The organism is Pseudoalteromonas sp. SR45-4, assembly GCF_014163535.1.
Lineage (GTDB): Bacteria > Pseudomonadota > Gammaproteobacteria > Enterobacterales > Alteromonadaceae > Pseudoalteromonas > Pseudoalteromonas nigrifaciens.
Genome location: NZ_JACJDO010000010.1, coordinates 62,214 through 87,001 on the forward strand (window position 1 = coordinate 62,214; position 24,788 = coordinate 87,001).

Here is a 24,788-nt window from a genome sequence, read left to right on the forward strand (position 1 = left end):
CTAAACACAAACTGCAAATAAATAGCGATGGCTGTTATCTATCGTAATTTCTTTATTTAGTTGATGTAACTACGCATACTCGATAAGTAAATTTTAACAAGGGATCAGCATGAAATTAATAAACTTGGCGGTTATAGCCAGTGGTGTACTGCTTGCTTTAAGTGGTTGCACTAATATAAATAAAAGTAAGCATGAAAGTAACACCACCAGTAGCCACGCGCATTTGAGCATGGCTAATACTGCCAAAGCAGTGGTGTCAGAGCTTTCAGCACAACAACAGCTTGATGTACTGGTAGCGCAATATTACGATGAATCGCTTATGTTTAGCCCTCTCAGTGCCACTTACAATGGCCGTAATGAGTTTAATAACCAATTTACGCCTGTTATTTCATCGGCTAGCCGTGATAAAAAAGCCGCTTTTTATAAAAAATATCAACAGCGCTTATCACTTATAGATAAAGAGCAGCTAGTAGGACAAGCATTATTAAGCTTTGAAATATTAACTCAAGACTTAGCGCTTAAGCTTGAAGGAATGCAATACCCAGATTATTTACTGCCAATTAATCAAATGGCAGGGGCACATAACACCTTTGCTGGTTTTGGCTCGGGACAAAGTGCACAACCTTTTAATACAGTTGAAGATTACAGCAACTTTTTAGCCCGAAGTGAGGGCTTTATTAATTGGCTTGTAAGTGTGCAAGAATCAATGGCGCAAGGCATAAAGCTTGGCGTAGTGTTACCAAGGCCACTGGCTAAAAAGCTGCAACCACAATTTGCAGCCCATCTGGTAACTGACGCTGAAGACTCACTATTTTGGGCGCCAATTAAAAACTTCCCAGAGTCGTTTACAGCACAGCAAAAGCAACAAATTACAGCACAATATAGAAAATTGATTATAGAGCGTTTAGTACCTGCATATAACAGCATGAGCGAGTTTTTAGCTAATCAATATATTCCTAATAGCCGAGAAAGTGTTGGTTATAGCGATTTACCTAACGGTAAAGCGTGGTACGAATACCAAATTAAAAAACACACTACGCTTAGTTTATCTGCCAACGAAATTCATGATATTGGTTTAAGTGAAGTAGCGCGTATTTTATCGCAAATGAAAAAAGTAAAAGAAACAGTTGGCTTTAAAGGTGACTTATCTGCATTTTTTGACCACTTACGTGATTCGGACGAATTTTATTACAACACGCCGCAAGAGTTAATAGCGGCATACGAAAACGTAAAACAAAAAATTGATGCGCGTTTGCCACTGCTTTTTAACATAGCACCAAAAGCGCCATACGTTGTAAAAGCAGTAGAAGCTTACAGAGCACAGTCGGCTGCGGGCGCATCTTATGCGTCTCCAGCACCAGATGGTTCTCGCCCAGGTGTTTTTTATATTAATACCTATAACTTAAAGGCGCAGGCTAAGTTTTTACTCGAAACACTATCGATTCACGAAGCAGCACCTGGGCATCACTTTCAAATAGCATTACAGCAAGAAATAGATGGCCTGCCAGATTTTCGTAAATTTGGTGGCTACACCGTATTTGCCGAAGGTTGGGCGTTGTACGCTGAAAGTTTAGGGAAAGAGCTTGGCTTATTTACCGACCCGTATATGTGGTATGGGCGTTTATCAGATGAGCAATTACGCGCTATGCGTTTAGTACTCGACACTGGTTTTCATGCAAAAGGCTGGACGCGTGAGCAAGGTATTGATTACATGCTAGCTAATTCGTCTATGGCTAAAAGTGATGTAATAGCCGAAGTTGAGCGTTACATAGCATGGCCAGGCCAAGCGTTGTCGTATAAATTAGGAGAGTTTAAAATTAGTGAGCTGCGCGACTACGCACATAAACAGCTAGGTAATAAGTTTGATATTAAAGCGTTTCACACGCAAATACTCATAGATGGCGCATTACCTATGCCAATTTTAGAACAGAAAATAAAGCGCTGGGTTAAATCAGTACAATAATGCTTAGGCAAAGCCCTTACCTGCAAGGTATTGGCTTTGCGCCATTTGCAGCAATACGGTAGAATGCGCGCTCTTTAGGGGCGCGAGTACATTATGTTTGATCAACAATTAGCAAATACACAATTTTGGCTTGAAAAAAGCCTAAGCGACATGAACCAAAATGAATGGGAAGCCATTTGTGACGGCTGCGGGAAATGCTGCTTAAATACCTTTATTGATAGCGAAGATGAAGATGAATTTACCGCCACCGATCAGCTACGCGAAGGTGAGCAGTTAATATTTACTAATATTGTGTGTCAGTATCTCGATAATAATACCTGTGGTTGTAGCGAATACGAAAATCGTCAAACGCTGGTACCATCTTGTGTAAAACTTACCAAAGAAAACCTCAAAGATATCTTTTTTATGCCACAAAGTTGTAGCTATCGCCGTTTGCACGAAGGGCGAGGGTTGGCCTCGTGGCATCCGCTGTTAAATAATGGCGACAAAACAAAAATGCATCAGCAGGGCATTTCGGTAAAAGACAAAACCGTAAAAGATTGCGACGTTAAGCTCGATGACTTTGACCTATATATAGCAGAGTGGCCAACCAAGGATAGTGATTAATGAGCAAGCAACAGGCTGTTATTGGTTTATTAAATCCCAAAAGCCCAACTAATGTGGGCGGTGTATTACGTGCTGCAGGTTGCTACGACGCACAGCAGGTGTTTTTTACCGGAAACCGTTATTTAAATGCACAAAAGTTTCATACCGATACAAAAAATGTGGTTGAACGAATTTCACTAACTGCCACCGATAATTTAGAAAAAGTAAAGCCACAAGGTGCCACGGTTGTGGTTATTGAGCTAATTGAAGGTGCAACGCCACTGCCTGAGTTTACCCACCCAGAAAACGCATTTTATGTGTTTGGCCCAGAGGATGGCTCAGTGTCTAAAGACGTTTTAAAGTGGGCCGACGAAGTCGTGTATATTCCTACTATTGGCTGCATGAACCTCGCCGCCACTTGTAACGTGGTGCTATACGATCGTTTAGCAAAACTAGGCGGCGTAGAGAGCAGCGATACTACAATTATCAATTCGCGCGATACCAATAATAAAATGAAATGGGAAAAAGCATAGCGCTTTAGTCGCTGTGCAGCGTATTTTAAAACGACATAAATCTCCCGCAGTTAAGCGCCAATCAGTAATAAGCCTCGCAAGGGGCTTGTATTTTTAAGTACACAATTTAAACAACACACCTTAATCTTCCCGATCCTTCTAAGTTCATGAATAATCATAATTAAGCCTTTATTACTGTTTTAGCTCTTTTGTTGCTCGTAAGCTTTAATAACTAAGACATTTAGTTAAATATTTGCTAAAACTGTAGGTGCTAATAATAACAATTAAAAAAGGGCACTTATGTTTGGCACGTTAAAATTTACCTCTAAGGTCACTATTGCTGCATCACTGGTATTAGTGTTGGTACTTGGTGTTTTTACAATTAATAACTATGTATCTATGCGTAATCAAACCGAGCAGCAACTTGCTCTTGTACTGCAACAAAGTTCAGAATCTGTTTCGCAAAACATTGCTAATTGGCTAAATGACAAACTGGCAATTGTTATTGCCATAGCAAAAACGCACCAATCTGGTGATAGCAAAGCGCTTACCCTTACACAGCTTAATACCGCTGAGTTGGCCGGAAACTTTAAAAATACCTATATTGGTAAATCCAATGGCGTGTTTATATTAAACGATCAAAGCGTAGTATTGCCCGCTGATTTTGATGCCACGTCTCGCCCTTGGTACAAGCTAGTAGAAAACAAAGAAAATACTGCCTTTACTACCCCTTATATAGATGTAACCAGCAATGAACTTACTATATCTGCGGTTGTGCCGATGCAGCAAAATGAGCAGTTTATTGGTGTAGCGGGCGCCGATATAGAAATGAGCATTATTACAAAAATTATTAACGATATAGATTTTTTAGGCTTAGGTTACGGCTTTTTAATTGACAGTAACGGCCAAGTGTTAAGCCACCCTAACAGAGCACTTAATTTAAAAAATACTACTGAGTTATTTGGTACCCACACTGCTTTGCAAAGCGAATTTACAGAGTATCAAGTGGCAGGGCAAAGTAAGCTTATATCGTATACAAAAATACGCGGTATAGAAAACGTTGACTGGTACTTAGGCGTGGTAATCGATAAAGATAAAGCCTTTGCCAGTGTGTCGGCCTTTGGCAAAACGGCCGCTATATATATGCTTATTGGTATCGTTGTTATCATTATTATGATGCAACTATTATTGCGCTATTTAATGCGCCCAATGCAGCGATTAAACGACGCTATTAAAAACATTGCCCAAGGTGAAGGCGACCTAACGTGTAGATTAGAAGTTGAAAATGAAGACGAATTTGGCGAGTTAAGTCATTCTTTTAATTTATTTATTGAAAAAATACAGCACTCTATTGAACAAGTAAAACACACCACAGAGTCATTAGATGTGGCTATTTCGAGTTTAGTCGCGCAAACCGACTCAACATTATTAATGTACGAAGACCAAACTAAACGCACCGACAGTGTAGCAACCGCAATTAATCAGTTTTCTGCCACCGCAATGGAAATATCAAACAGTGCTGAGCGTGCCTCTAAGTTAGCTAAAAATGCCGATCAGCACTCAGCGCAAAACCAGCAAACACTCAGTAATAATGTGGCCAGTATTCATCAGTTATCAAAAAATATGGAACAGGCACAGCAAACTATTAATAGCTTAAATGTGCATACAGCCAGTATTGGCCAAGTACTTGAGGTAATTAAAGGCGTAAGCGAGCAAACAAATTTACTTGCCCTGAATGCCGCAATAGAAGCTGCACGGGCTGGTGAAGCTGGGCGAGGTTTTGCTGTAGTTGCCGATGAAGTTCGCCAATTAGCGCATCGTACTCAGCAATCAACCCAAGAAATAGAAGACACCGTAAGCCAATTACAAAAAGGCTCTAATTTAGCGGTAGAACTAATGAAAACCAGTTTAAGCGACAGTGAAACAAGCGTGCAACAAGCCGATGCGGTAGGTGTTGTTATGCAACAGATTATAGATGCAATACAAAAAATTAGCGATGCGAATCATGTTGTTGCTAGTGCAACCGATGAGCAAAATCAGGTTGTTAAATCCCTCGATTCAGACATTCATAATATTAGTGAGCTTTCAATACAGGGCAAAGCTAATTTAAACCGTACCTTGGATGAATGCACCAAGCTTAAACAACAATTTAGTGATTTAGAGCGCATGGTTAAAAAGTTTAAAGTTTAAAGTTTAAAAACAATCGCTAACAACAGTTTAGCTATTAACCATTATAGTATGTGTAAATGCTGGTGGCTTACATTAAGCACGGGCTGTTAATACGGAGGAGCAAATGGCTCAAAGTAAACTTGTTTATGTACACGACCCTATGTGTAGTTGGTGTTGGGGTTATGCACCAAGCTGGCATAAATTAAAAGCTGCTCTTGAGAGTAAGCTAGTAGTTGAATACAAAGTGGGAGGGCTTGCACCTGACAGCCAAGATCCTATGCCACAAAACATGCAGGATATGCTACAAAACACCTGGCATAAAATAGCAGCGCAATTGGGGACTGAGTTTAATTTTGACTTTTGGCGCAACTGTAAACCAAGGCGCTCAACGTACCCAGCGTGTAGAGCGGCGCTTATTGCGCGTAAAGCGGGCAAAGAAAGTGCAATGGTTGCAGCCATTCAGCAAGCTTACTATTTAAATGCTCAAAACCCCTCAGATGAAAGCACATTAATTAGCTTAGCCGAGCAAATAGGTTTAAATAAAGCGCAGTTTGCAAATAGGCTTCAATCAAAAGAGCTTAATGATGAGTTAATTGCAGAGCTTAATTATGTACATAGTTTGCCCATTCAGGGTTTTCCATCTTTAGTGCTTATTAATGAGGGTAGCGCGTACCCAATAGCAATAAACTACACCGACTGGCAAAAAACATTAAACCAAATTAATGCTATTTTAAGCTAAATAGCCTGAACTCAGGTTAAGTATTGCTAAATTATGCGTGTTTGGCTGCCAAACACTCACTCCCCTTATAACACTTGTTACACAACACTCCTTACACAGCACTTCCTACACAGTCCCCTTAGACAGGCTATTTATTAACGCTGTCATAAAAGCGACTTCTTTGCGCAACATGCTTGTCATTTTTCATCTATACACTTTCGCTCATTGAAAATATTTAGTTTTTAATTGTTTGTATCAAACGTTTAAAGCTAACAAAAACAAACTAGCAAATCTGCTAACTAACGAGTAAAGGTGTATGCGATGAAAGGCGTTAAACCATTAATTATAGCTGGTATTGTGGCCGCAAGTGCCGCTGTACACGCAAACGATTTAAATAAGGTTATTGATAAAAGCAGTGAAATTACTAAATCGGCTGCGCAATCACAAACAAAAATAGACAAGATTGCAGATTCAATGCAAGGGCGTCTGCAACAGTTTAAAACTCTTAATAAAGAAATTGATGGTTTAGCTGTGTATAACGCTCAGCTTACAAAACAGTTAAATAACCAAATTGCAGAAATGCAATCGATGAATCTCTCTATGGATCAGGTTTCAATTATTGAGCGTCAAATTACGCCACTAATGATGCGCATGATCACCGGCCTTGAACAGTTTGTATTACTCGATGTACCATTTTTAAAAGACGAACGTGAAAAGCGTTTAACCTCTTTAAAAGCCATGATGGAACGTGCCGATATTACCTCTAGCGAAAAGTTCCGCCGCGTACTCGAAGCCTACCAAGTAGAAGTTGATTATGGCCGTACTATTGAAGCCTACAGCGCACTGCTTGAGGTAGATGGTAAAGAGCGCGAAGTCGATTTTTTACGCATTGGTCGCTTAGAGCTCATTTACTTAACCCGTGATAGTAAATTAGCTGGCAGCTGGGATACACAAACAAAAACGTTTGCAGCACTTCCAGACTCAACCATTAGCCAAATTAATAAAGGTTTACGCATTGCGCGTAAGCAACTTGCCCCAGATATGTTAACTCTGCCAGTTCACGCAGCACGATAAGAGGTCGAAAATGAAATTGTTTACTCAAATGACAAAAATGGCCGTACTTGCTGCAAGTATAAGTTTTACATGCGCAAGTGTAGCAGCAGAGCCAATGGATTTAGATTCATTACTTAAAAACCTTGAACAAGGTAAATCTGCGCAAAGTGTGCAAAATACTCAGCGTGAACAACAGTTTACTGCGCGTCAAAACGAGCAAGTAAAAATGCTAAAAGACACGCAAGCAAAGCGTAGCCAAATGCTTAGTGAATCAGAGCGTTTAGAAACACAGTTTGAAGAAAACGAAATTAAACTGGCTAATTTAACCGATACTCTATCAAAGCGTATGGGATCACTTAAAGAATTGTTTGGTGTGTTGCAACAAGTGGCAGGCGATTCAAGCAATAAGTTTGCTACCTCTGTGGTATCGGCAGAAATACCTGGTCGAAGTATTTTTATGGACGATCTGGCACAAAAAATGGGATCTACTTCACAGCTTGCTTCAATCGAAGATATTGAAAAAGTGTGGTACGAGCTACAACGTGAAATGACCGAGCAAGGCAAAGTGAGCCGCTTTAATACTCAGGTTATTATTGAAGGTGGTAACAAAGCAGAGCAAGAAGTTGTGCGTGTTGGTGCTTTTAACCTTATATCCAACGGTAAATATTTAGAGTACAGCCCAAGTACAAATACGCTAAGTGAGCTTACGCGCCAGCCGGTATCGCGCTATACATCAACCGCAGGCGATTTACAGCAGGCTAAAAACGGTATTGTACAGTTTGCACTAGACCCAACCGGTGGCTCAATTTTAGGTTTACTAGTACAAGCGCCAGATACCGCTGAGCAAGTACACCAAGGCGGCGCTGTTGGTTACGTTATTTTAGGTGTGGGTTTATTAGCACTGTTAATTGCAATTGAGCGTTTTGTATCTTTATTACTGGTGGGTGGCAAAATTCGCCGACAACTTAAAGACACAGTTGCCCGCGACGACAATCCACTTGGCCGTGTTATGAAAGTAAAAGACGATTACCCAAATGTAGCCTACGACACCCTAGAGCTTAAATTAAGCGAAGCTATACTGCGCGAAATGCCAAAAATAACCCGTAATTTAACCCTAATTAAAATTATTTCAGTAGTGGCTCCGCTGCTTGGATTACTTGGTACAGTTACCGGGATGATCAATACCTTCCAAGCCATTACCTTATTTGGCACCGGGGATCCTAAGCTCATGGCAGGCGGTATTTCACAAGCGCTTGTAACAACAGTACTTGGCTTAGTTGTGGCAATACCCACAGTATTTATTTACACCATACTCAACACCCGAGCAAAAAGCTTACTGCTTATTTTACAAGAGCAAAGCGCGGGCATTATTGCAAAACGAAGTGAAAAAGGAGCATAAACCATGGTGCTATTGATTGATTCAATCAATGCTATCCGTGATTTTCTCGACACTGGTGGCCAAGTTCTCTTGGTCATTGGGGTGTTAATCTTCGCGATGTGGTTATTGATACTCGAGCGATTTATTTACTTTTTTAATGGTTTTCGTGGTTACAAAAAAACCATCAAAAATAGTTGGCTTACCCGCAGCGAGCGTAATAGCTGGAATGCAGAACAAATTCGCCAAGCGATGATCTCACGCGCCAGTATGCGCCTTAACGCTAACTTAGCACTTATTAATGTGATGGTTGCATTGTGTCCGCTACTTGGCCTACTTGGCACAGTAACAGGAATGATTGAAGTGTTTGATGTTATGGCAATTACAGGTACAGGCAGTGCGCGCTCTATGGCGTCGGGTGTATCTAAAGCAACTATTCCAACTATGGCAGGCATGGTCGGTGCGTTATCTGGGGTATTTGCCTCAACGTACTTACAGCGCCGCGCTAAACGTGAAGTAGCGCTACTTGAAGACAGCATGGTTTTAGACCATTAAGCAATTATTAATAAGTGGCTCTACCTATAGTCACTTATTTTAGGAGAATAAAAATGAGAGCCCCATTAGGAAACCTATTTCAAGAAGACGAAGCAGAAGAAATAAACATGACCCCCATGCTAGATGTAGTATTTATCATGCTTATTTTCTTTATTGTAACCGCCTCATTCGTAAAAGAGTCGGGTATTGATGTTAACCGCCCCGAAGCCGCCACTGCAGTTAAAAAAGAACGCGCTAATATTTTGGTCGCTATTTCAGACACAGGTGAAATTTGGATTAATAAACGCCAAATAGATGTACGTGCGGTGCAGGCAAATATTGAGCGTTTAAAAGCCGAAAATCCACAAGGGAGCGTGGTTATTCAAGCTGATAAAAAGTCGACCACGGATACTTTAATTAAAGTAATGGATGCAGCGCGCGCCGCGGGTGTGTTTGATGTGTCGATTGCGGCCCAAGAAGCCTAAGGGTTAGCCATGCGTTATTTAATAGCATTTGTAATAGCCATTTTAGTGACCTTTATGCTGTTTTTAGGCATGCAGGCACTTATTACTGGTGGTGAGGGCGCAATGAGCGAACCTGCAAAGGGGAGCGTGCTTGACTTTGTACGGCTTAAAAAAGAAGAAAGCTTACAAACAAAACAGCGCAAACCTCAAAAACCACCCACACCTAAAGAGCCGCCACCACCAATGGAGTCACCAAAAATGCAAAACAGCGATGCCAATGCAAAAGCTAATAATTTTGACTTTGCGGCCAATGTTAATGCCGAGGTGAATTTAGCCGGTGGTTTAGCCCTTGAATCAAGTGATGGTGAATACCTGCCCATTGTAAAAGTGGCGCCAGTGTACCCCAGGCGTGCATTGTCTCGTGGGATTGAAGGCTACGTTATTGTTGAGTTTACAGTAACCAAACAAGGTACAGTTCGCGACCCTCAGGTATTAAAGGCAGAGCCTGAATCGCTATTTGACCGAGCGGCGATGGATGCAGCCCTTAAATTTAAATATAAACCCCGCGTAGTTAATGGTGAAGCCGTTGAAGTTGCGGGAGTACAGAACAAAATATCTTTCCAGATAAGCGGTTAATTTTTGGATTAATTAATTCAACCTATTATTAATTCAATCTATCGATGGATAGAAAAGCGAGGCGATGATGAAACTACAACCAATAGCAGTTATTTTTAAATTAACACTTTTTTGCAGTGCAGCAATAAGCGCAAGTATTGTAACCCCCAGTGCACTTAGTTTATTACCAGGTGTGAGTGTTTTTACAGCGCAAGCCGCAGAGCAAAAAACCAAACGAGTACCGGCCCTGCGTGAAAAAGTATATAGCCAGTTAGCGCGAGCCCAAAAGCTTGCAGACGATGGCGATGTTAAAGCAGGCCTTGAAGCGCTTGATTCCATACAAGATCGCGCATCAAGCATGAATTCCTACGAAATTGCGATGATGCATAACTTTTATGGCTTTATTTATTACAACGAAAACGACTTACCAAAAGCAATAGCCGCGTTTGAAAAAGTAGTCGCAGAGGAAGGTATTCCAGAAACATTACGTTTAAGCACGACGTTTAGTTTGGCTCAATTGGCAATGGCTAACAGTGACTACAGCAAAGTAATTACGTTTTTAGATCAATGGGATGCTATTAATACAAAAGACAAGCCAGAGAGCTACTATGTGTTAAGAGCGCAAACCTATTATCAGCTAAAAGACTACCAGCAAGGCCTTAACTATATAACGCAAGCTATTACACTAAGTGACAGCGAAGGCAAAGTACCAAAAGAGAACTGGCTAGTATTACAGCGTGCTATGTACTACTCACTTAATCAAACTGATAAAGTAGTAAAGGTACTAGAGCGCATGGTAAAGCTGTATAACAAACCAGAATACTGGGTGCAGTTAGCAGGTATGTATGGCGAAACAGGTCAAGAAAAACAACAACTCGCAATTATTGAAGCGGCATATCAGCAAGGCTTTTTAACCTCCAAGTCAGATTTACGCCAATTAGCCCAGGTGTATTTATACAATGGCTTGGCTTATAAAGCAGCCATAGTGATGAGTAAAGCAATTGAGGCAGGGATAGCTGAGCAAACCGCTAAAAACTATGCCTTTGTAGCTGAAGCCATGATCCAAGCTAAAGAAGATGCGCAATCGATTAAATACTTTGTTAAAGCGGCGCAGTTATCAAGCAGCGGCAACTATGATCAGCGCTTAGCACAAGTGTATATTAATACGGAGCAATATGAAGAAGCTGCCGACTCTGCGCGTAAAGCACTTGATAAAGGCAATCTTGATTTTGAATCAAACGCATTTGTGGCCTTAGGCATGGCGCAGTTTAATTTACAAAACTTTGATGCCTCTATTTTAGCGTTTGAACAAGCGCAAATACATAAAAAATCGCAGCGTTTAGCCAAGCAGTGGATTAAATATGTAAAGCGCGAAAAAATACATGCTGAAACCCTAAAAACAGCATTACTTTAATGTTTTATTTTTGCGCTAGGTGCTAAATTAATAGCGCATAAAAACAGTTTATAATCGCAACGCCAAACCGCACTAATATTAATTTAGTGCGGTTTTTTTACTTCTGTAAAGTTAACCATATGAATATATTTAATTTATTATTGTCACATAGTGTTTATTAAAATGTAACGGCACTGTCATATCTCTCCCGTATTGTACTCCTATTCGATAACTCAAGTGACCTTAATGCATGAGTGTCGTGCCTTAAAGTGACTTAAGTTATTACTTAATGCGCTAACAAAATAATTAAATACTTTAACGGAGTGAACAATGAAATTATCTGGCTTATTTAAGGTTAGTCTAGTGGCTACTGCAATGACTTTAGCAGGCTGTGGCGGCGATATCGAAATTACACCCACGGTGAACGATAACAGCACCAGTACTGATAACAGTGTTAATAATTCAAATAATAATAGCGGTGGCACTAACGATGATATTAGTTGTACCGAGTATCAAACTGATGCGGGCACGGTTGCCGGTATTTTTGATGGTAAGGACTGTTTATATAATGACTCGTTTGCCAGTAAAAACATTCAAATTACAGCTAACTTAACCTTTGAAGAATTACCAGATGGCGGTGTTCACTTATTCGAAGACGCATTATTAATTGGTACAGATGGCGACACGACTACTGATTTTAGCATTCCAACAAACGGCCCTACGTTAACGGTTAAGCCTGGGGCAACTCTTGCATTTAAATCGGGTGAGGCTATTGTGCGCATTGCCCGTGGTGCAAAAATTCAAGCAGTTGGCACTGCCGATAAACCGATTGTATTTACCTCTGCTAAGGCGTTTCCTCGCTTTGATGCCGAAGGTAAAGGCCCACTCTATGCAGATTGGGGCGGCATAATTATTAATGGTAATGGCATTACTGACCAATGTACCGACGCAGAGCGCGACGCGGCAACGTGTAATGTGCCCTCAGAAGGGATCACCAGTTACTTTGGTGGTAATGATAATAGCGACTCTAGCGGTAATATTAAATGGACCAAAATTTGGTATGCTGGATCAGGTCCTAAAGTAGGCGGAGAAGGGGATGATTTAAACTCGTTAACCCTCAATGCGGTAGGCTCGGGTTCAGAGTTTGACTACATTCATATTCATCAAGGTTTTGATGATGGTATTGAAATATTTGGTGGCGCAACCACCATTAAGCATGTTGTTGTAACCGACACTCAAGATGATTCGTTTGACTTTGATGCAGGTTGGCAGGGCAAAGCGCAGTTTTTGTTCGTTAAACACGGCACCGTAATTACCCGCGAAGGCACCACAGTATATATGGGTAATAACGGCTTTGAGTCAGACGGCGTAAAAGGTACATCAAGTGCGCAAGTGGCACCATCAAACCCAACCATTGCTAATGTCACTATCATCACCACCGATGGCCTATCGGTTCGCGATACTGACCCTTCAAATGCGTTTAAATTTGATGACTCATTTAATGCTAATTTTTATAACGTATTAATGACCAAAGACATAGCTTTGCAATCTAGCTGTATTAGCTTTTCAAGCGATGGCGAAAAACAAGCCGATAAAATTATTTTTAATAGCTCAGTAATGACCTGCGCCTCTGAATTTGACGATGCCGATGGCACCTTTAATAGTGGTAAAGAGCCTGCAACATTAACGGCCACTACACTTACTGCCTGGTTTGATAATAACGGCAGTAATCAACGTATAGGCGAAGGGGCCGATGTATTTGCTAGCAATGGCTTTGCTACAAATACTGCCTCAACCGATATTACTGTTACCGCTGGCGACTTAAGTGGCTTAGATGCAAGCTTTTTTGAAGCCGCTCCTTACATTGGTGCAGTGTCTGATCAAGACACCACATCACCTTGGTACAAGTGGGTAGAAACAGCACTCGCTGCATCAGCTCAAGACTAATACCTCAGTAACGCACATTAAATAGTTAGGGCGCCATTTGCAAAGTGCATTTTAGGCGCCCCTTTTTTAACTGATTAGGGATCTGTAAAGATGTTGAATCAAGCTAGATTGAATAAATTGTCATTGGCAATTAGTCTCTCGCTTTTAGCAAGCTCGCTTAATTTGAGCGCTGCACAAAGTGAGCAAAGCGAAATAGAAGAGGTTGTTGCTGTAGGCACTCGGCTACAAGGTAGCGCCGCTGCTGTGGTTGAGGAGCGTAAAAACCAAGCCTTTGTTGCCGATATTTTAGGTGCTGAGCAACTTGCGCGAACCGGCGATAGCGATGCGGCTTCGGCGCTGCGCCGTGTAACGGGTTTAACCTTAGTAGATGGTAAGTTTATTTATGTACGAGGCTTAGGTGAGCGTTATTCTAGCGCGCGTTTAAACGGGGCTTATATTCCCAGCCCAGATTTAACGCGCAACGTAGTGCCGTTTGATATTTTTCCTGCCAGTATTATTCAAAGTATGGCGGTACAAAAAGCCTACTCTCCAGATATGCCAGCGGCGTTTGGCGGCGGTAATATCGATATTCGTACTAAATCAATTCCTGCAGAATTTACTGCCGGATTTGCGGTTGGTTTATCTAAAGATACATCGGCTAGCAGCGGTTTTACCTATAAAGGTAACGATGGCGATATTCCCCAAATTTTAAATAACGCCATAGTGCAATACAAAGGCAATTTTGATGTGGGGAACATTATTGCTAAAGATAACTTGGTTGATAACAGCGATGCGTCACGCTCAGACCAAGCAATTGCCATTAACAATCAACTGTTAAAGTCGCTACCACGTAATTTTGCTTTAAAAGATGAATCGTTAGACCCAAATTGGAATATTAAAGGGCATTTAGGTAATAGTTTTGATGAGTCCTTTTTAGGCGGTACTTTTGGTTTTTTGCTCTCTGGTGAATACGATAAAAGCTGGGACTCGGCAAAAAGAAGAACCGCTGTTATAGCACAAGATATTGGAGATGATTGTGCAACCACCCTTAATTCAGCGCAAGATGTAAGTACATCGTGTTTTAACACAGTTAAAGACTCTGTAACCACCACCGAAAACGAGCGTTATAACGCCACGCTAAATTTAGGTTATAGATTAAATACCCATAGTATTTCATTTATGAGCTTATATTTACGCGACAACGAGGATGAAACCGAGGTGGCCACGTCGCAAAGCCCCGCAGGCAGCTCGGTATTCACCATAGTAAATGATAACCGAGCTAATCGTACTCATGAGTTTAATTTAGAGCAGCGCACGCTTACGGTAAATCAGTTATTAGGCCAGCATACCTTTTTAGATTACTGGGGTATTGGCGCTGACTGGCAATATACTCGTTCTAAAGCCAGTACTGACATTCCAACTAATGTAGAGTTTAAATTTAGAGATAACTACGATAACAGCGGTAACTATAGCAACTCGCAAATTACCGGCGATGATAACCGTGCGCTGTTCTCGTATATAAATATGCAAGACAGAGTAAATTCATACGGTGGTAATTTAACGCTTCCCTTAAGCTTTAATGCTGTTGAGGTAGAGTTAAAAACCGGCTTTGATATTGCCGACCGAGCGCGTATTTATAACACCTCTAGTTTTGCTGTAAATAACGGCACTGGTCTGGCGTTAACTGTGGCAGATAATCCGCTTGATGCGGGCAATTATTTAACCGATGAATTTATTGACGGCGAACGTATTTTACTCGACTTTAATGAACCCTCAGCCCCCGATGCCGATGACTATATTGCTGGGCAAAAAATATCAGCTGCGTATGGCTCGTTTGATGTTATTTATGATGACTTATTGCGCTTAAGTGGTGGGGTGCGTTATGAAGAATTTAAACAAACCTCTATCGGCACCTCAAGCTTAATTTTTACTGCGGATGACTTAAATATTTACTATTCCCCAGAAAAAATAGCCGCAGGCAGTATTAATGAAGATGACTTTTTTTCGGCACTATCGCTTACATATTTAGGCGGCGAAAACTACCAAGTACGTTTAGGGTATGGCGAAACAGTAGTGCGCCCCGATTTACGTGAAGTAGTGCCAGTGTCGTATTTTGATCCGCTAACCGACATTCGTACTTTTGGCCGTGTGGGTTTGCAAAGTAGCCCAATTAAAAATTACGATTTACGCTATGAATATTATGGCAACACCGGAGATTCATTCTCTGTGGCTGCTTTTTATAAAGACATAGATAAACCGATTGAAACTGTATTACGCATTGGCGATGAAGATTATTCAGCCTCATTTGTAAATGGTAAAACTGCGCAGGTGTACGGTATAGAAACCGAATGGCTAAAAGATCTTACTTATTTAACCGAAGGGCTATTTACCAGCGGTAACATTACGTTAAGTGACTCAGAGGCAGATATCGATCCTGCACTTGCGAGTAACTTAACTAACCCGACTAAACGCATGACCGGGCATTCTAAATACGTGGTCAACTTACAGCTAAACTACGACTCTGTTGATGGCCAGCACAGTAGCTCGTTGGTATATAACGTATTTGGCGAGCGTATATTGGCCGCCGGAATAGCCGGGCGTGATGATGCTTACGAGCAGCCTTTTCACTCACTCGATTTAATTTATACTTGGTATCCCGACTTTAACTCCAACGTTAAGTTTAAAGTGGCAAACTTACTTGATGAAGAGCAGCAAGTTACGCAGTCAGATATTGTAGTACGCTCTAAAGAAGTGGGAATGACCTTTGATGTGAGTTACAGCTACACATTTTAGCCATGCTAGCGTAAAGGTAATTATTATAGCCCCATGCTTTTGTATGGGGCTTTTGCTTTTTTATGGCTTAGTATGAAATATATTTAAGTTGTAACTTATTAACTAGTTTTGTTAAACCACCAGTGTTAGCTTAAGCTTGATATGAAAATTAAATCTCACGCAATGAATTTTAATTTTTAATCTTTTCAGGCAACTTTTATGAATCAAATAATGGAACTCACAATGAAAAAAGTAGGATTAGTCGGTTGGCGTGGCATGGTTGGCTCTGTGTTATTAGAGCGTATGAAGCAACAAAGTGATTTTGCACTTATCGACACCACCTTTTTCACCACCTCACAAGCAGGCCAATTAGGCCCAGATATTGCGGGCGAAGCAAAGCCGTTACTCGATGCCAGCAATATTACCGAACTGGCTAAAATGGACATTATTGTTACCTGCCAAGGTGGCGATTACACCAATGCGGTTTATCCACAATTGCGCGAGTCGGGTTGGGATGGTTATTGGATAGATGCAGCGTCGGTACTGCGTATGGCTAACGACAGCATTATAGTGCTTGATCCGGTCAATAAAGACGTTATTGAGCAAGGTTTATCACAAGGTGTTAAAACCTTTGTAGGCGGTAACTGTACGGTTTCTCTTATGTTGCTTGCACTGGGCGGTTTATTTGAGCAAGACTTAATAGAATGGGTAAGCCCCATGACCTACCAAGCCGCGTCGGGCGCGGGTGCGCGCAACATGAAAGAGTTAATTGCACAAATGGGCGCAATTCATCAAAGTGTTGCCGAGCAACTTGCAAATCCAAGTGCTGCTATTTTAGAAATAGATAAAATAGTCAGTGAAAAAATGGCCTCAAACCAATTGCCACAGGATCAGTTTGGTGTGCCACTCGCGGGGAGTTTAATTCCGTGGATTGATGTGCCTATGCCAAGTGGTCAAAGTAAAGAAGAGTGGAAAGCGCAAGTTGAAGCGAATAAAATTTTAGGCTCGGCTAAACAACCTATTCCAATAGATGGTTTATGTGTACGTATTGGTGCTATGCGTTGTCATTCACAAGCAATGACTATTAAATTACGCGAAGATATTAGCGTTGCCAAAATAGAGCAAATTTTAGAATCGCATAACGAGTGGGTAAAGGTTATTCCTAATGAGCGCGATATTAGCACTACCGACTTAACCCCAGTTAAGGTCACCGGTACACTTAATATTCCAATTGGGCGTATTCGTAAATTAGCCATGGGGCCTAAATATATTAGCGCCTTTACCGTTGGCGATCAGCTGTTATGGGGTGCTGCAGAGCCGCTACGTCGTATGCTTCGCATAATTGTTGACAGCGAATAATAGCAATTTAATGTAACCGTATAAACGCTCACATTGTTTTATAAAAAAAGGGTTAGCCATTGGCTAACCCTTTTTTATTTTAAATGCTAAATTAATTATTCTTCAACTTAGGACTATTAAGCTGGTGGCTGTGAATAATTAATAGCCTTTTATTTAATACTCTTTTTCTTTGAGTAATGATTTTAGATCAGCAATTTGTGCTTGCAAGGCGTTTACTTGCCCTTGTGTCGCGGGCAGTGAATCGTTATCGGCCAGCTCATCGCGGGCATTTTTGTGCTCTTGCGACATCACTTCTAAAATAGCGCCAACCATCATATTTAAAAATACAAACGCAGTTAAAAATATAAAGGTTAAGTAGTAAATCCAGCTAAGTTTATAAACCAGCATGGTTTCGTACATTACGTCGGTCCAATCTTCAAACGTGGCAATTCTGAACAAGGTCAACATAGATATTGATACATCACCCCACAATACAGGGTTTATATGTGCAAACATCATACTGCCTACAGCGGCGTAAATGTAAAAAATAACAAACATCAGCAGGGCTATGTAACCCATTTGCGGAATAGCTTTAAGTAAAGCGTTAACTAATAAGCGCAGCTCGGGGACCATAGACACCAGCCGCAATACACGAAATATTCGCAATAAGCGTGCAATTAGCATACTTGAGCCTGCCGCAGGGTATAAGCTACCTAGTACAATAAGGGTGTCGAAAATATTCCAACCTTTGGAGAAAAAATCTTTGATACCTTTACTGGCAATAAAGCGAATTACGAGTTCAATTAAAAAGAACGCCGTAATGCCTATATCCATCCAATTAAGGACAATTTCTACCGTTGGCGGAAGAGAATAGGTGTGAGCACCTACGGTAAGAGCAGAAACAACAATTACAGCAATAACAAATGATTGAAATAGTTTGCTTTTATCTATACGCTGAAACTGCTTTTGCAACTGCGGCAACATCATAATAAGTCCTGTACAAAGTAAGGTTTTTTGAGGCGCTTAATATACAGTTTTTACCTTCTAAAGTGTAAGGAATTTTAATGATTATCAATAAACTAAACGCGAGTTTACTGTTTGTAGCCGGTTTGAGTTTGCTCGCTGGCTGCAGCTCTGATGCACGCTTTCATGAAATACAATCTGCACGTCTTGATGAGTGTAACTACAAAGCAGACAAAGAATATTACGAATGCCTTAAACTACAAGAGGCTAATTTTGAAGAGTTTAAAAAACAACGAGCCGAAAACACTCAGTAACGCTTATTCAATCACTCTTATTAAATAACGGCTATTAAGCGTTATTACTATTTAATTTCAAATACTAATAAATTAAGAGGCTATGGCTAAAAAATTATGACAAAAACTCAAAAACAGCGTGATAAACAAATACGCCAAGTACTGACAATTGCCTGTGAAAATATAAAACAAACCGATTTTGGCTTTGCTTATTTAACACATACCGTTGATTTAAATAACGAAGCTAACACCTTAAAAGTTCAATGCTATTTTAACGATGACCTAGCGTATCAAAAAAGCGAGTTACATTTTGACGCGCTTAAAAATGAGATCACACAACAGCTTGCAACAATTGGTTTGGCTATTAAAGCAGCGAACATTTCGTTTTTAGTCGATTAACCTTTGTTAGGTTGGTTTGTGTATGCTTGAAGGCTATAATTGGCCAAATTATTTTTTAGAGTATAAATTATGGCTGTTCCTACTCGTTCGCAAATCTCCCCTGGTACAAAAGTAAATATCGTATTAAAAGAAGATCAACGCAGTGGCACATTAACGCAAGGTGTGGTTGAGCGTTTATTAACAAAGTCACCAAACCATCCTCATGGTATTAAAGTACGTTTAGACGATGGCCAAGTAGGCCGAGTGAAAGAGATCTTATAATGAGCACTTTAACAGAACAGGCTTTTTGGGATTTAGTAACCGCCCCCGATTTAGGGCTCGATCCGCAAAATGTGAGTGATAACTTAAAGCTTAAACTGCACGATTTAACCGATCAGCAGTTAATTGAGTTTGATAAATTCTTTGGTATTTGTATGCGTAAATGCTACACCTGGGATTTATTTGGCGCAGCATTTGTAATGGCCGGTTGTAACGACGAATATGGTTTTAGTGAGTTTAGATGCTGGTTAATATCGCGCGGCGCAGACGTGTTCGAAAACGCTTTACTAAACCCTGATTCAATTGCCGCCTGTACGCCTGTGTATCATGTTAACGAGCAGCCTTATCCGTACATTGATGAATACGACTTAATTGCTGGTTTACTTTACGAGGAGCGTAACGATGACGAACTGCCATTTATTCCCTCAGGAAGTGACGAGCCAAGAGGCAAACGCTTTAAAGACAAAGCTAAGTTTTTAAAGCAAAGCTATCCGCTGTTATTTGCTAAGTACTGGCAGTAATATTTTCACACCCTAATCGTTTTATTTTTTACTGCGTATAAAAACGCTTAGGGTGTGTAGCGCCTTTTTAAAGCAACACGACTTCTCTCCTTTTAAAGTAAATCTCTGTTATAGTTATAAAAGTTATAAAAATTAAGCAACCAAGCATTTCGCTATTATTTAACCCACTAATTCGAGGATACAACCACTTAATGAAATACTTAACACTTGCTTTATTAGCTATTGCTTTTACCAGCGCTCATGCAGTTGCAACCCCAAGTAATAAAAGCCGTTTTATTCCGCTTTTAAAAACAAAACTGGGTGCCTATGAGGTGGTGTCGGCTAATTCAGCGTTATGCGTTAATAGCCAATTGAGTTTAGTAAATCCAGATAATGAAGATGCCGGTTTTACTTTAGGTGAGCAAATTATTTTTGACTCATTACATAACGGAACACAAACGGTTAAAAAGCCCGATTTTTGTTTTGTTACTAGCTCATTAAAATACAAAAGCGACGGCATTGAAAACGGCTTAAGAATGAGTCGCTGCGAAAATCCAGCTAACGAAAAAATAATTAGCCAAAGCATTTACTTTTTAGCTAACGACACACTTAAATATACTTTAAGTCAGCCAAGCGTTGCATGCACTTTTAAAAAAGTGCCCGACAGTCAGTAACGCATAGGTAAGCTGTACTTACTCACAATATATTTTGGGTATATCACGCCAGCGGGTGGTGTACTGCGGGGATAAAAAATTCCTGTTCATATGCCAACCTTCATTTAATTTACTGCTTGCTAAACTAAGCATTCCTTTACCGTAGCGTTTATTTATTGCATCAAGACAATTCATTAGTGGTGGATTGTCGGTGCGTTCATTAAATAAATCGTCTTGTTGAAATTGCTGCGCAATAAGCTCTAAAGCACCTACACCACATTTATAATAGCGAATACCCGGCTGGTATATTTGCTCAAACACTTGAGATACAGCATTAGCCATTACGCAGGTGTCGTTAGTGGGGCTGGCAAATGTATACATATACGACTTTTTATAAAAAACGCTTTCGTGAGACGAGCTCGCCGCAAAAATATAAAGTTGTTTGGTAAGCGATTTTTGCTTTCTTAATTTACTAGCAACCACAGTAACGTGATTAATTAACGCGGTTTTAAGTGCCGTTGGCTCGTATATACGCTCACCAAAGCTTCGGGTCGAAAATATCTCGCGCTTATCTTGGCGTACGTCGTCCCAATTTAAGCAAGGTATGCCATTAAGCTCATTTACAGTGCGCTCTACCACCACACTAAATGCACGGCGCATACTGTTAGGGTTTTGCTGCGCTAATTGCCATGCAGTGTGTATGTTCATTACTTTTAATTTTTTTGCTAAACGCTTACCAATACCCCATATATCTTGGCAACTCATTCTTTGTAAAATAGCTTTACGGCTTGCTTCGCAGTTAATAACAGCGACGCCATTAAATCCGGATAATTTTTTAGCGGCATGGTTTGCCGCTTTTGCTAAAGTAGCCGTAGAGCCAAAGCCAACACCAACGGGGAGCTTAGTTTCGCGCCATACGGTGCGCCTAATAGTGTGCCCGTATGCAAACCAGTCATTAATAACAGGGGTGTAACCGTTAAAGTGTAAAAATGATTCGTCGATACTGTATACGTGTTGCACGTCGCAAAAACGGCCAATAACGTTCATCATTTTGTCGCTTAAATCTGCATATAATTCATAATTACTAGAGCGAATTACTACGTTATTTTGCGCAAGTAACTGCTTAACTTTAAAGTAAGGCACAAATTTAGGAATGTTTAAACGCCGAGCAATGGGGCACACCGCGCATATGCAACCGTCGTTATTGGTAAGCACTACCACAGGTTTTGAGCGAATAACCGGGTCGAATACTTTTTCGGCACTGGCATAAAAAGCCACTGCGTCTACTAGGGCATACATAGCTGTAACTCAGGGCTTTGGCGATGCAGACGAATTGAGCGTGTAACTACGCCCTCAAGCTGAAACTCATCGCAGGATGTTAGTTGTACTGGTTTATACAAAGGTGATGCTGAGAGCAGCCGGGCATTGGTTTTATCAAGTAGCTTACACACAAATAAGCCATTTAAATTAGCAACTATAACGTCGCCATTTTTAGCCTGTTCTGCGCGGTCTACTATTAGCAAGTCGCCTTCAAAAATACCCACATCTTGCATTGAACTGCCAGAGGCAACGCCAATAAAAGTGGCGTCGGGGTGCTTTATTAATAGCTCATCAAGCGATACACCAAGCTCGCTATATGGCGCAGCAGGCGATTCAAACCCGCACACACCCGCTTCTATATAAATGGGAATAACAAACATAAAGATCAACCAAAACGCATATACTGTACAGGCATACAGTATATGCGTTTTGTTTTACTTTTGCCAAGTAATGAATGAAAGATCACTGCATGTTTTTGATCATTGTTTGTGCGGTATTTAAGAAGTCGTTGATTTGCGTCGAGTTTAAATTTTTACACATTTGCTCGTTAACCTGGCGCTCGGCACTTAGTAATTTGTTAAAAAGCGCAGTGCCAGAGGCAGTAAAAGAAACAATAAAACAGCGTTTATCGTGCTCACTGGCACATTTGTTGATTAAATTTAACGCTAAAAGTTCTTTAATTAAACGGGCAATTTGTGCTTTGTCGCGTTGAGTTTGGGTAACAATATCGTTAGCAGTACACTGCGGCGTTGCTGCAATAATATGCAAGCAACGCACATGCATAGCGTTTAAACCAAGGTCGTTCGCATTAATCGCATCACGCGTTGTTACGCGGTAGCTTTGCATTAGCATAAAGAGTGTATTAGGTAGAGATGATTTCATAGTAATTACCAAATGGTTGACAATATCAATTAAATTGCTATAGTTGATTTTATCAACCAATGGGGCGTTGTGCAAATGTTGCTGCATGCAATTTAAACTTTTTGTAAAACGAGGTAATACATGAGTAGACAAATACGCAAAGCGCAGGTGCTAAGTACGAAGCAAATTACACCGCACTTACAACGCATTGTGGTAGGTTCTGATGAATTTAAAGATCTTACGCCAAGTTACATAGGCCACTATGTAAAAGTGTTACTGCCCCATAATGGTGAACTTGATTTAAACATAAAAACGGCGCTTATGCGCTCCTATACTATTAACCATGTTAATGAGCAAACGGGGGCGCTCACGCTCGACTTTGTAATTAATATGCATCAAGGTCCTGCTACAAACTGGGCGCAAACAGCAAAAGTAGGAGACACCCTAGCCATAGCTGGCCCGGGCCCTAAAAAACTCGATAATTATAGCCATTCGCACTACGTACTCCTTGGCGACTTAACTTCAGTTAATGCAGTGAAAGGCTATGCTCAGCAGTTACCGCATAGCGCGAAAATTGATATGTTTATTCATGCTCCTAGCGCTCAAGACATTATTAGTTTAGATACGCCGCGCCCTGTAAATTGGCTCGTTACCAATAGCCCAGATGAAAGCATGCTAACTGCATTAAACAATTTAAAAATAGGCGTACAACCCCCAATTGTTTTTATGGCGCTAGAGGCAGGTTTAGTGCGCAAAGTAAAAACTAAACTTAATGAGCTATACGCCATACCACGTACGCATATTGTGGCATCGGGTTATTGGAAAAAGGGACTAAATTCAGAGAGCTATAAACAGCAACGTCAGCAAGCGGCACAAGCCGTTTAAATATGCTCAGGTTATTTAGTGTTTAGCACCTTTAGTATCTTGAATTACAGGTAACGCACACCCATCTCTAGTTTTTATGCTTGTGGTTATAGCACACCATAAGCATGCCATTTATAGGAGCTGCTATTTTGTTATCTAATATTCCCTTTTCGTTATTAGAGCTTGCCCCGATGCCCAAAGGGGCAACGGTATCCGAAACACTACATAAAAGTACTAAATACGCTCAAAGAGCCGACGAACTAGGTTTTAATCGCTTTTGGTTAGCAGAGCACCATAATATGCCAGGCATTATATGTGCAGCTACCTCTATTTTAGTGGGCCATATAGCCAGTAAAACCGATCGAATACGTGTAGGCTCGGGGGGGATTATGCTGCCGAATCACTCGCCATTAGTTGTAGCCGAACAATTTGGTACATTAGAGAGCTTATACCCAGGGCGTATTGATTTAGGGCTTGGCCGTGCACCAGGAAGCGATCCTATTACGAGTAGAGCTTTAAATTCAGACATGAGCCGAGCAGAGCGCTTCCCTCAAGAAGTAACCGAACTGCAAACCTTATTAGGGCCTTATAATGGCACTCACCCAATACGGGCTATACCCGGTGAGGATACCAATATACCTATTTGGTTATTAGGCTCAAGCTTATTTAGCGCGCAACTTGCAGCGCAAAAAGGGTTACCGTATGTATTTGCAGGGCACTTTGCTCCGCGCTTTTTGTACGATGCCATAGAGTTGTATAAGCGTGAATTTAAACCTTCAAAGGTACTTGATAAACCATACATAATGCTGGCGTTACCGCTGATAGCAGCCGATACCGACGAAGAAGCACAATACCTATCGACCACTTCGCAACAGCGGGTACTTGCGCTAATGCGTGGCAGTGAATTATGGCTGCAACCACCTGTTGACTCTATGGACGGCCTATGGAGCGAGCAAGAGCGTGCACAAGTGGAAAACTTTTTAAGTTTAAGTGTAATAGGCGGGCATGTAAGTATAAGACACAAGTTAGAAATGATAGTAAAAGAGCTGGGCGTTGATGAATTTATATTTACCAACGATTTATACGACAGCGAAAAACGCCATAGAGCTATCGAAATTTTAATGGAATTAAAACGTTAAGTTTCATTTAGTTAAGCAGGCGTACACCTTACGCCTGCTATATTATAAGCGAAATCTAAACTTGTTTTGCTTATAGGCAACATCAATCTGTATTTTGGGTGCTCATTTAAGCTACTCCCAA

25 protein-coding genes are annotated in these 24,788 nt (G+C 40.8%); 21 read left to right on the plus strand and 4 right to left on the minus strand.

Annotated elements, in window-relative coordinates; translation table 11 throughout:
* Positions 1–109 precede the first annotated feature (109 nt).
* The 14 genes from H5058_RS06630 to asd all read left to right on the plus strand — a co-directional run bounded on the left by H5058_RS06630 (position 110) and on the right by asd (position 17,438).
* Positions 110–1,963: a DUF885 family protein gene (locus tag H5058_RS06630; RefSeq protein WP_089369291.1), complete on the plus strand. Its 1,854-nt coding sequence runs from the start codon at positions 110–112 to the stop codon at positions 1,961–1,963.
* 93 nt (positions 1,964–2,056) lie between these two features.
* Positions 2,057–2,569, plus strand: a complete 513-nt coding sequence (locus H5058_RS06635) for a YcgN family cysteine cluster protein (RefSeq protein WP_011330139.1) — start codon at positions 2,057–2,059, stop codon at positions 2,567–2,569.
* A complete protein-coding gene (locus H5058_RS06640; RefSeq protein WP_011330140.1) occupies positions 2,569–3,081 on the plus strand; it encodes an RNA methyltransferase in 513 nt (170 codons plus the stop codon). The genes H5058_RS06635 and H5058_RS06640 overlap by 1 nt, the downstream gene beginning before the upstream one ends.
* A gap of 279 nt (positions 3,082–3,360) precedes the next feature.
* Positions 3,361–5,250, plus strand: coding sequence for a methyl-accepting chemotaxis protein (locus tag H5058_RS06645; protein ID WP_182677372.1), 1,890 nt, complete (start codon positions 3,361–3,363; stop codon positions 5,248–5,250).
* A gap of 103 nt (positions 5,251–5,353) precedes the next feature.
* Positions 5,354–5,968, plus strand: a complete 615-nt coding sequence (locus tag H5058_RS06650) for a DsbA family protein (protein ID WP_182677374.1) — start codon at positions 5,354–5,356, stop codon at positions 5,966–5,968.
* Positions 5,969–6,268: 300 nt separating this feature from the next.
* Entirely contained in the window at positions 6,269–7,021 is a 753-nt protein-coding gene (locus H5058_RS06655) for a DUF3450 domain-containing protein (protein WP_058375113.1), read from the plus strand.
* A gap of 10 nt (positions 7,022–7,031) precedes the next feature.
* A complete protein-coding gene (locus H5058_RS06660) occupies positions 7,032–8,399 on the plus strand; it encodes a MotA/TolQ/ExbB proton channel family protein (RefSeq protein ID WP_182677376.1) in 1,368 nt (455 codons plus the stop codon).
* A gap of 3 nt (positions 8,400–8,402) precedes the next feature.
* A complete protein-coding gene (locus H5058_RS06665) occupies positions 8,403–8,930 on the plus strand; it encodes a MotA/TolQ/ExbB proton channel family protein (RefSeq protein ID WP_086999103.1) in 528 nt (175 codons plus the stop codon).
* 53 nt (positions 8,931–8,983) lie between these two features.
* A complete protein-coding gene (locus H5058_RS06670) occupies positions 8,984–9,394 on the plus strand; it encodes a biopolymer transporter ExbD (RefSeq protein ID WP_011330147.1) in 411 nt (136 codons plus the stop codon).
* 9 nt (positions 9,395–9,403) lie between these two features.
* Positions 9,404–10,009 carry an energy transducer TonB gene (locus H5058_RS06675; RefSeq protein ID WP_182677377.1) on the plus strand — a complete coding sequence of 202 codons (606 nt, stop codon included), beginning with the start codon at positions 9,404–9,406 and terminating at the stop codon, positions 10,007–10,009.
* A gap of 67 nt (positions 10,010–10,076) precedes the next feature.
* A complete protein-coding gene (locus H5058_RS06680; protein WP_182677404.1) occupies positions 10,077–11,402 on the plus strand; it encodes a lipopolysaccharide assembly protein LapB in 1,326 nt (441 codons plus the stop codon).
* 309 nt (positions 11,403–11,711) lie between these two features.
* Positions 11,712–13,328: a hypothetical protein gene (locus H5058_RS06685; protein ID WP_182677379.1), complete on the plus strand. Its 1,617-nt coding sequence runs from the start codon at positions 11,712–11,714 to the stop codon at positions 13,326–13,328.
* Between the two features lie 90 nt (positions 13,329–13,418).
* A complete protein-coding gene (locus H5058_RS06690; protein WP_182677381.1) occupies positions 13,419–16,100 on the plus strand; it encodes a TonB-dependent receptor plug domain-containing protein in 2,682 nt (893 codons plus the stop codon).
* A 198-nt stretch (positions 16,101–16,298) separates the two neighbouring features.
* Entirely contained in the window at positions 16,299–17,438 is a 1,140-nt protein-coding gene (gene asd, locus H5058_RS06695) for an aspartate-semialdehyde dehydrogenase (protein WP_182677383.1), read from the plus strand.
* Positions 17,439–17,591: 153 nt separating this feature from the next.
* Here the strand turns inward: asd and H5058_RS06700 are convergent, their stop codons facing one another.
* Positions 17,592–18,401, minus strand: coding sequence for an ion transporter (locus H5058_RS06700; protein ID WP_176359708.1), 810 nt, complete (start codon positions 18,399–18,401; stop codon positions 17,592–17,594).
* 80 nt (positions 18,402–18,481) lie between these two features.
* Between H5058_RS06700 and H5058_RS06705 the strand changes: the two genes are divergently transcribed.
* From H5058_RS06705 to H5058_RS06725, 5 genes are all read left to right on the plus strand, one after another.
* Entirely contained in the window at positions 18,482–18,694 is a 213-nt protein-coding gene (locus tag H5058_RS06705) for a hypothetical protein (RefSeq protein WP_011330154.1), read from the plus strand.
* 96 nt (positions 18,695–18,790) lie between these two features.
* On the plus strand, positions 18,791–19,072 hold the full coding sequence (locus tag H5058_RS06710; RefSeq protein WP_011330155.1) for a hypothetical protein: 282 nt from the start codon (positions 18,791–18,793) through the stop codon (positions 19,070–19,072).
* A gap of 69 nt (positions 19,073–19,141) precedes the next feature.
* On the plus strand, positions 19,142–19,333 hold the full coding sequence (locus H5058_RS06715; protein ID WP_011330156.1) for a YwbE family protein: 192 nt from the start codon (positions 19,142–19,144) through the stop codon (positions 19,331–19,333).
* Positions 19,333–19,851, plus strand: coding sequence for a DUF4240 domain-containing protein (locus H5058_RS06720; protein WP_086999126.1), 519 nt, complete (start codon positions 19,333–19,335; stop codon positions 19,849–19,851). The genes H5058_RS06715 and H5058_RS06720 overlap by 1 nt, the downstream gene beginning before the upstream one ends.
* A 191-nt stretch (positions 19,852–20,042) precedes the next feature.
* On the plus strand, positions 20,043–20,504 hold the full coding sequence (locus tag H5058_RS06725) for a hypothetical protein (protein ID WP_011330158.1): 462 nt from the start codon (positions 20,043–20,045) through the stop codon (positions 20,502–20,504).
* Between the two features lie 18 nt (positions 20,505–20,522).
* On the opposite strand, the gene H5058_RS06730 is transcribed toward H5058_RS06725, so the two are convergent.
* The 3 genes from H5058_RS06730 to H5058_RS06740 form a co-directional block, all read right to left on the minus strand.
* A complete protein-coding gene (locus tag H5058_RS06730; RefSeq protein ID WP_182677385.1) occupies positions 20,523–21,782 on the minus strand; it encodes a Y-family DNA polymerase in 1,260 nt (419 codons plus the stop codon).
* A complete protein-coding gene (gene umuD / locus H5058_RS06735; RefSeq protein ID WP_086999133.1) occupies positions 21,770–22,183 on the minus strand; it encodes a translesion error-prone DNA polymerase V autoproteolytic subunit in 414 nt (137 codons plus the stop codon). Before umuD ends, H5058_RS06730 begins: the two co-directional genes overlap by 13 nt.
* Positions 22,184–22,265: 82 nt before the next feature.
* Positions 22,266–22,685, minus strand: coding sequence for a MarR family winged helix-turn-helix transcriptional regulator (locus H5058_RS06740; protein ID WP_086999137.1), 420 nt, complete (start codon positions 22,683–22,685; stop codon positions 22,266–22,268).
* A 120-nt stretch (positions 22,686–22,805) separates the two neighbouring features.
* Between H5058_RS06740 and H5058_RS06745 the strand changes: the two genes are divergently transcribed.
* Both H5058_RS06745 and H5058_RS06750 read left to right on the plus strand, forming a co-directional pair.
* Positions 22,806–23,549, plus strand: a complete 744-nt coding sequence (locus tag H5058_RS06745) for a siderophore-interacting protein (RefSeq protein WP_182677387.1) — start codon at positions 22,806–22,808, stop codon at positions 23,547–23,549.
* A 128-nt stretch (positions 23,550–23,677) separates the two neighbouring features.
* Positions 23,678–24,667: an LLM class flavin-dependent oxidoreductase gene (locus H5058_RS06750; RefSeq protein WP_041455000.1), complete on the plus strand. Its 990-nt coding sequence runs from the start codon at positions 23,678–23,680 to the stop codon at positions 24,665–24,667.
* The last annotated feature ends 121 nt before the right edge of the window (positions 24,668–24,788 follow it).

What these genes read in the sequence shown, in the direction of transcription:
- umuD (WP_086999133.1), bottom strand. Translation starts at nt 22,183, where the DNA reads ATGTTTGTTATTCCCATTTATATAGAAGCGGGTGTGTGCGGGTTTGAA.
- H5058_RS06725 (WP_011330158.1), top strand. Translation starts at nt 20,043, where the DNA reads ATGAAATACTTAACACTTGCTTTATTAGCTATTGCTTTTACCAGCGCT.
- H5058_RS06650 (WP_182677374.1), top strand. Translation starts at nt 5,354, where the DNA reads ATGGCTCAAAGTAAACTTGTTTATGTACACGACCCTATGTGTAGTTGG.
- H5058_RS06710 (WP_011330155.1), top strand. Translation starts at nt 18,791, where the DNA reads ATGACAAAAACTCAAAAACAGCGTGATAAACAAATACGCCAAGTACTG.
- H5058_RS06630 (WP_089369291.1), top strand. Translation starts at nt 110, where the DNA reads ATGAAATTAATAAACTTGGCGGTTATAGCCAGTGGTGTACTGCTTGCT.
- H5058_RS06700 (WP_176359708.1), bottom strand. Translation starts at nt 18,401, where the DNA reads ATGTTGCCGCAGTTGCAAAAGCAGTTTCAGCGTATAGATAAAAGCAAA.
- H5058_RS06635 (WP_011330139.1), top strand. Translation starts at nt 2,057, where the DNA reads ATGTTTGATCAACAATTAGCAAATACACAATTTTGGCTTGAAAAAAGC.
- H5058_RS06640 (WP_011330140.1), top strand. Translation starts at nt 2,569, where the DNA reads ATGAGCAAGCAACAGGCTGTTATTGGTTTATTAAATCCCAAAAGCCCA.
- H5058_RS06745 (WP_182677387.1), top strand. Translation starts at nt 22,806, where the DNA reads ATGAGTAGACAAATACGCAAAGCGCAGGTGCTAAGTACGAAGCAAATT.
- H5058_RS06675 (WP_182677377.1), top strand. Translation starts at nt 9,404, where the DNA reads ATGCGTTATTTAATAGCATTTGTAATAGCCATTTTAGTGACCTTTATG.
- H5058_RS06730 (WP_182677385.1), bottom strand. Translation starts at nt 21,782, where the DNA reads ATGTATGCCCTAGTAGACGCAGTGGCTTTTTATGCCAGTGCCGAAAAA.
- H5058_RS06690 (WP_182677381.1), top strand. Translation starts at nt 13,419, where the DNA reads ATGTTGAATCAAGCTAGATTGAATAAATTGTCATTGGCAATTAGTCTC.
- H5058_RS06680 (WP_182677404.1), top strand. Translation starts at nt 10,077, where the DNA reads ATGAAACTACAACCAATAGCAGTTATTTTTAAATTAACACTTTTTTGC.
- H5058_RS06705 (WP_011330154.1), top strand. Translation starts at nt 18,482, where the DNA reads ATGATTATCAATAAACTAAACGCGAGTTTACTGTTTGTAGCCGGTTTG.
- H5058_RS06645 (WP_182677372.1), top strand. Translation starts at nt 3,361, where the DNA reads ATGTTTGGCACGTTAAAATTTACCTCTAAGGTCACTATTGCTGCATCA.
- asd (WP_182677383.1), top strand. Translation starts at nt 16,299, where the DNA reads ATGAATCAAATAATGGAACTCACAATGAAAAAAGTAGGATTAGTCGGT.
- H5058_RS06660 (WP_182677376.1), top strand. Translation starts at nt 7,032, where the DNA reads ATGAAATTGTTTACTCAAATGACAAAAATGGCCGTACTTGCTGCAAGT.
- H5058_RS06665 (WP_086999103.1), top strand. Translation starts at nt 8,403, where the DNA reads ATGGTGCTATTGATTGATTCAATCAATGCTATCCGTGATTTTCTCGAC.
- H5058_RS06655 (WP_058375113.1), top strand. Translation starts at nt 6,269, where the DNA reads ATGAAAGGCGTTAAACCATTAATTATAGCTGGTATTGTGGCCGCAAGT.
- H5058_RS06685 (WP_182677379.1), top strand. Translation starts at nt 11,712, where the DNA reads ATGAAATTATCTGGCTTATTTAAGGTTAGTCTAGTGGCTACTGCAATG.
- H5058_RS06720 (WP_086999126.1), top strand. Translation starts at nt 19,333, where the DNA reads ATGAGCACTTTAACAGAACAGGCTTTTTGGGATTTAGTAACCGCCCCC.
- H5058_RS06740 (WP_086999137.1), bottom strand. Translation starts at nt 22,685, where the DNA reads ATGAAATCATCTCTACCTAATACACTCTTTATGCTAATGCAAAGCTAC.
- H5058_RS06715 (WP_011330156.1), top strand. Translation starts at nt 19,142, where the DNA reads ATGGCTGTTCCTACTCGTTCGCAAATCTCCCCTGGTACAAAAGTAAAT.
- H5058_RS06670 (WP_011330147.1), top strand. Translation starts at nt 8,984, where the DNA reads ATGAGAGCCCCATTAGGAAACCTATTTCAAGAAGACGAAGCAGAAGAA.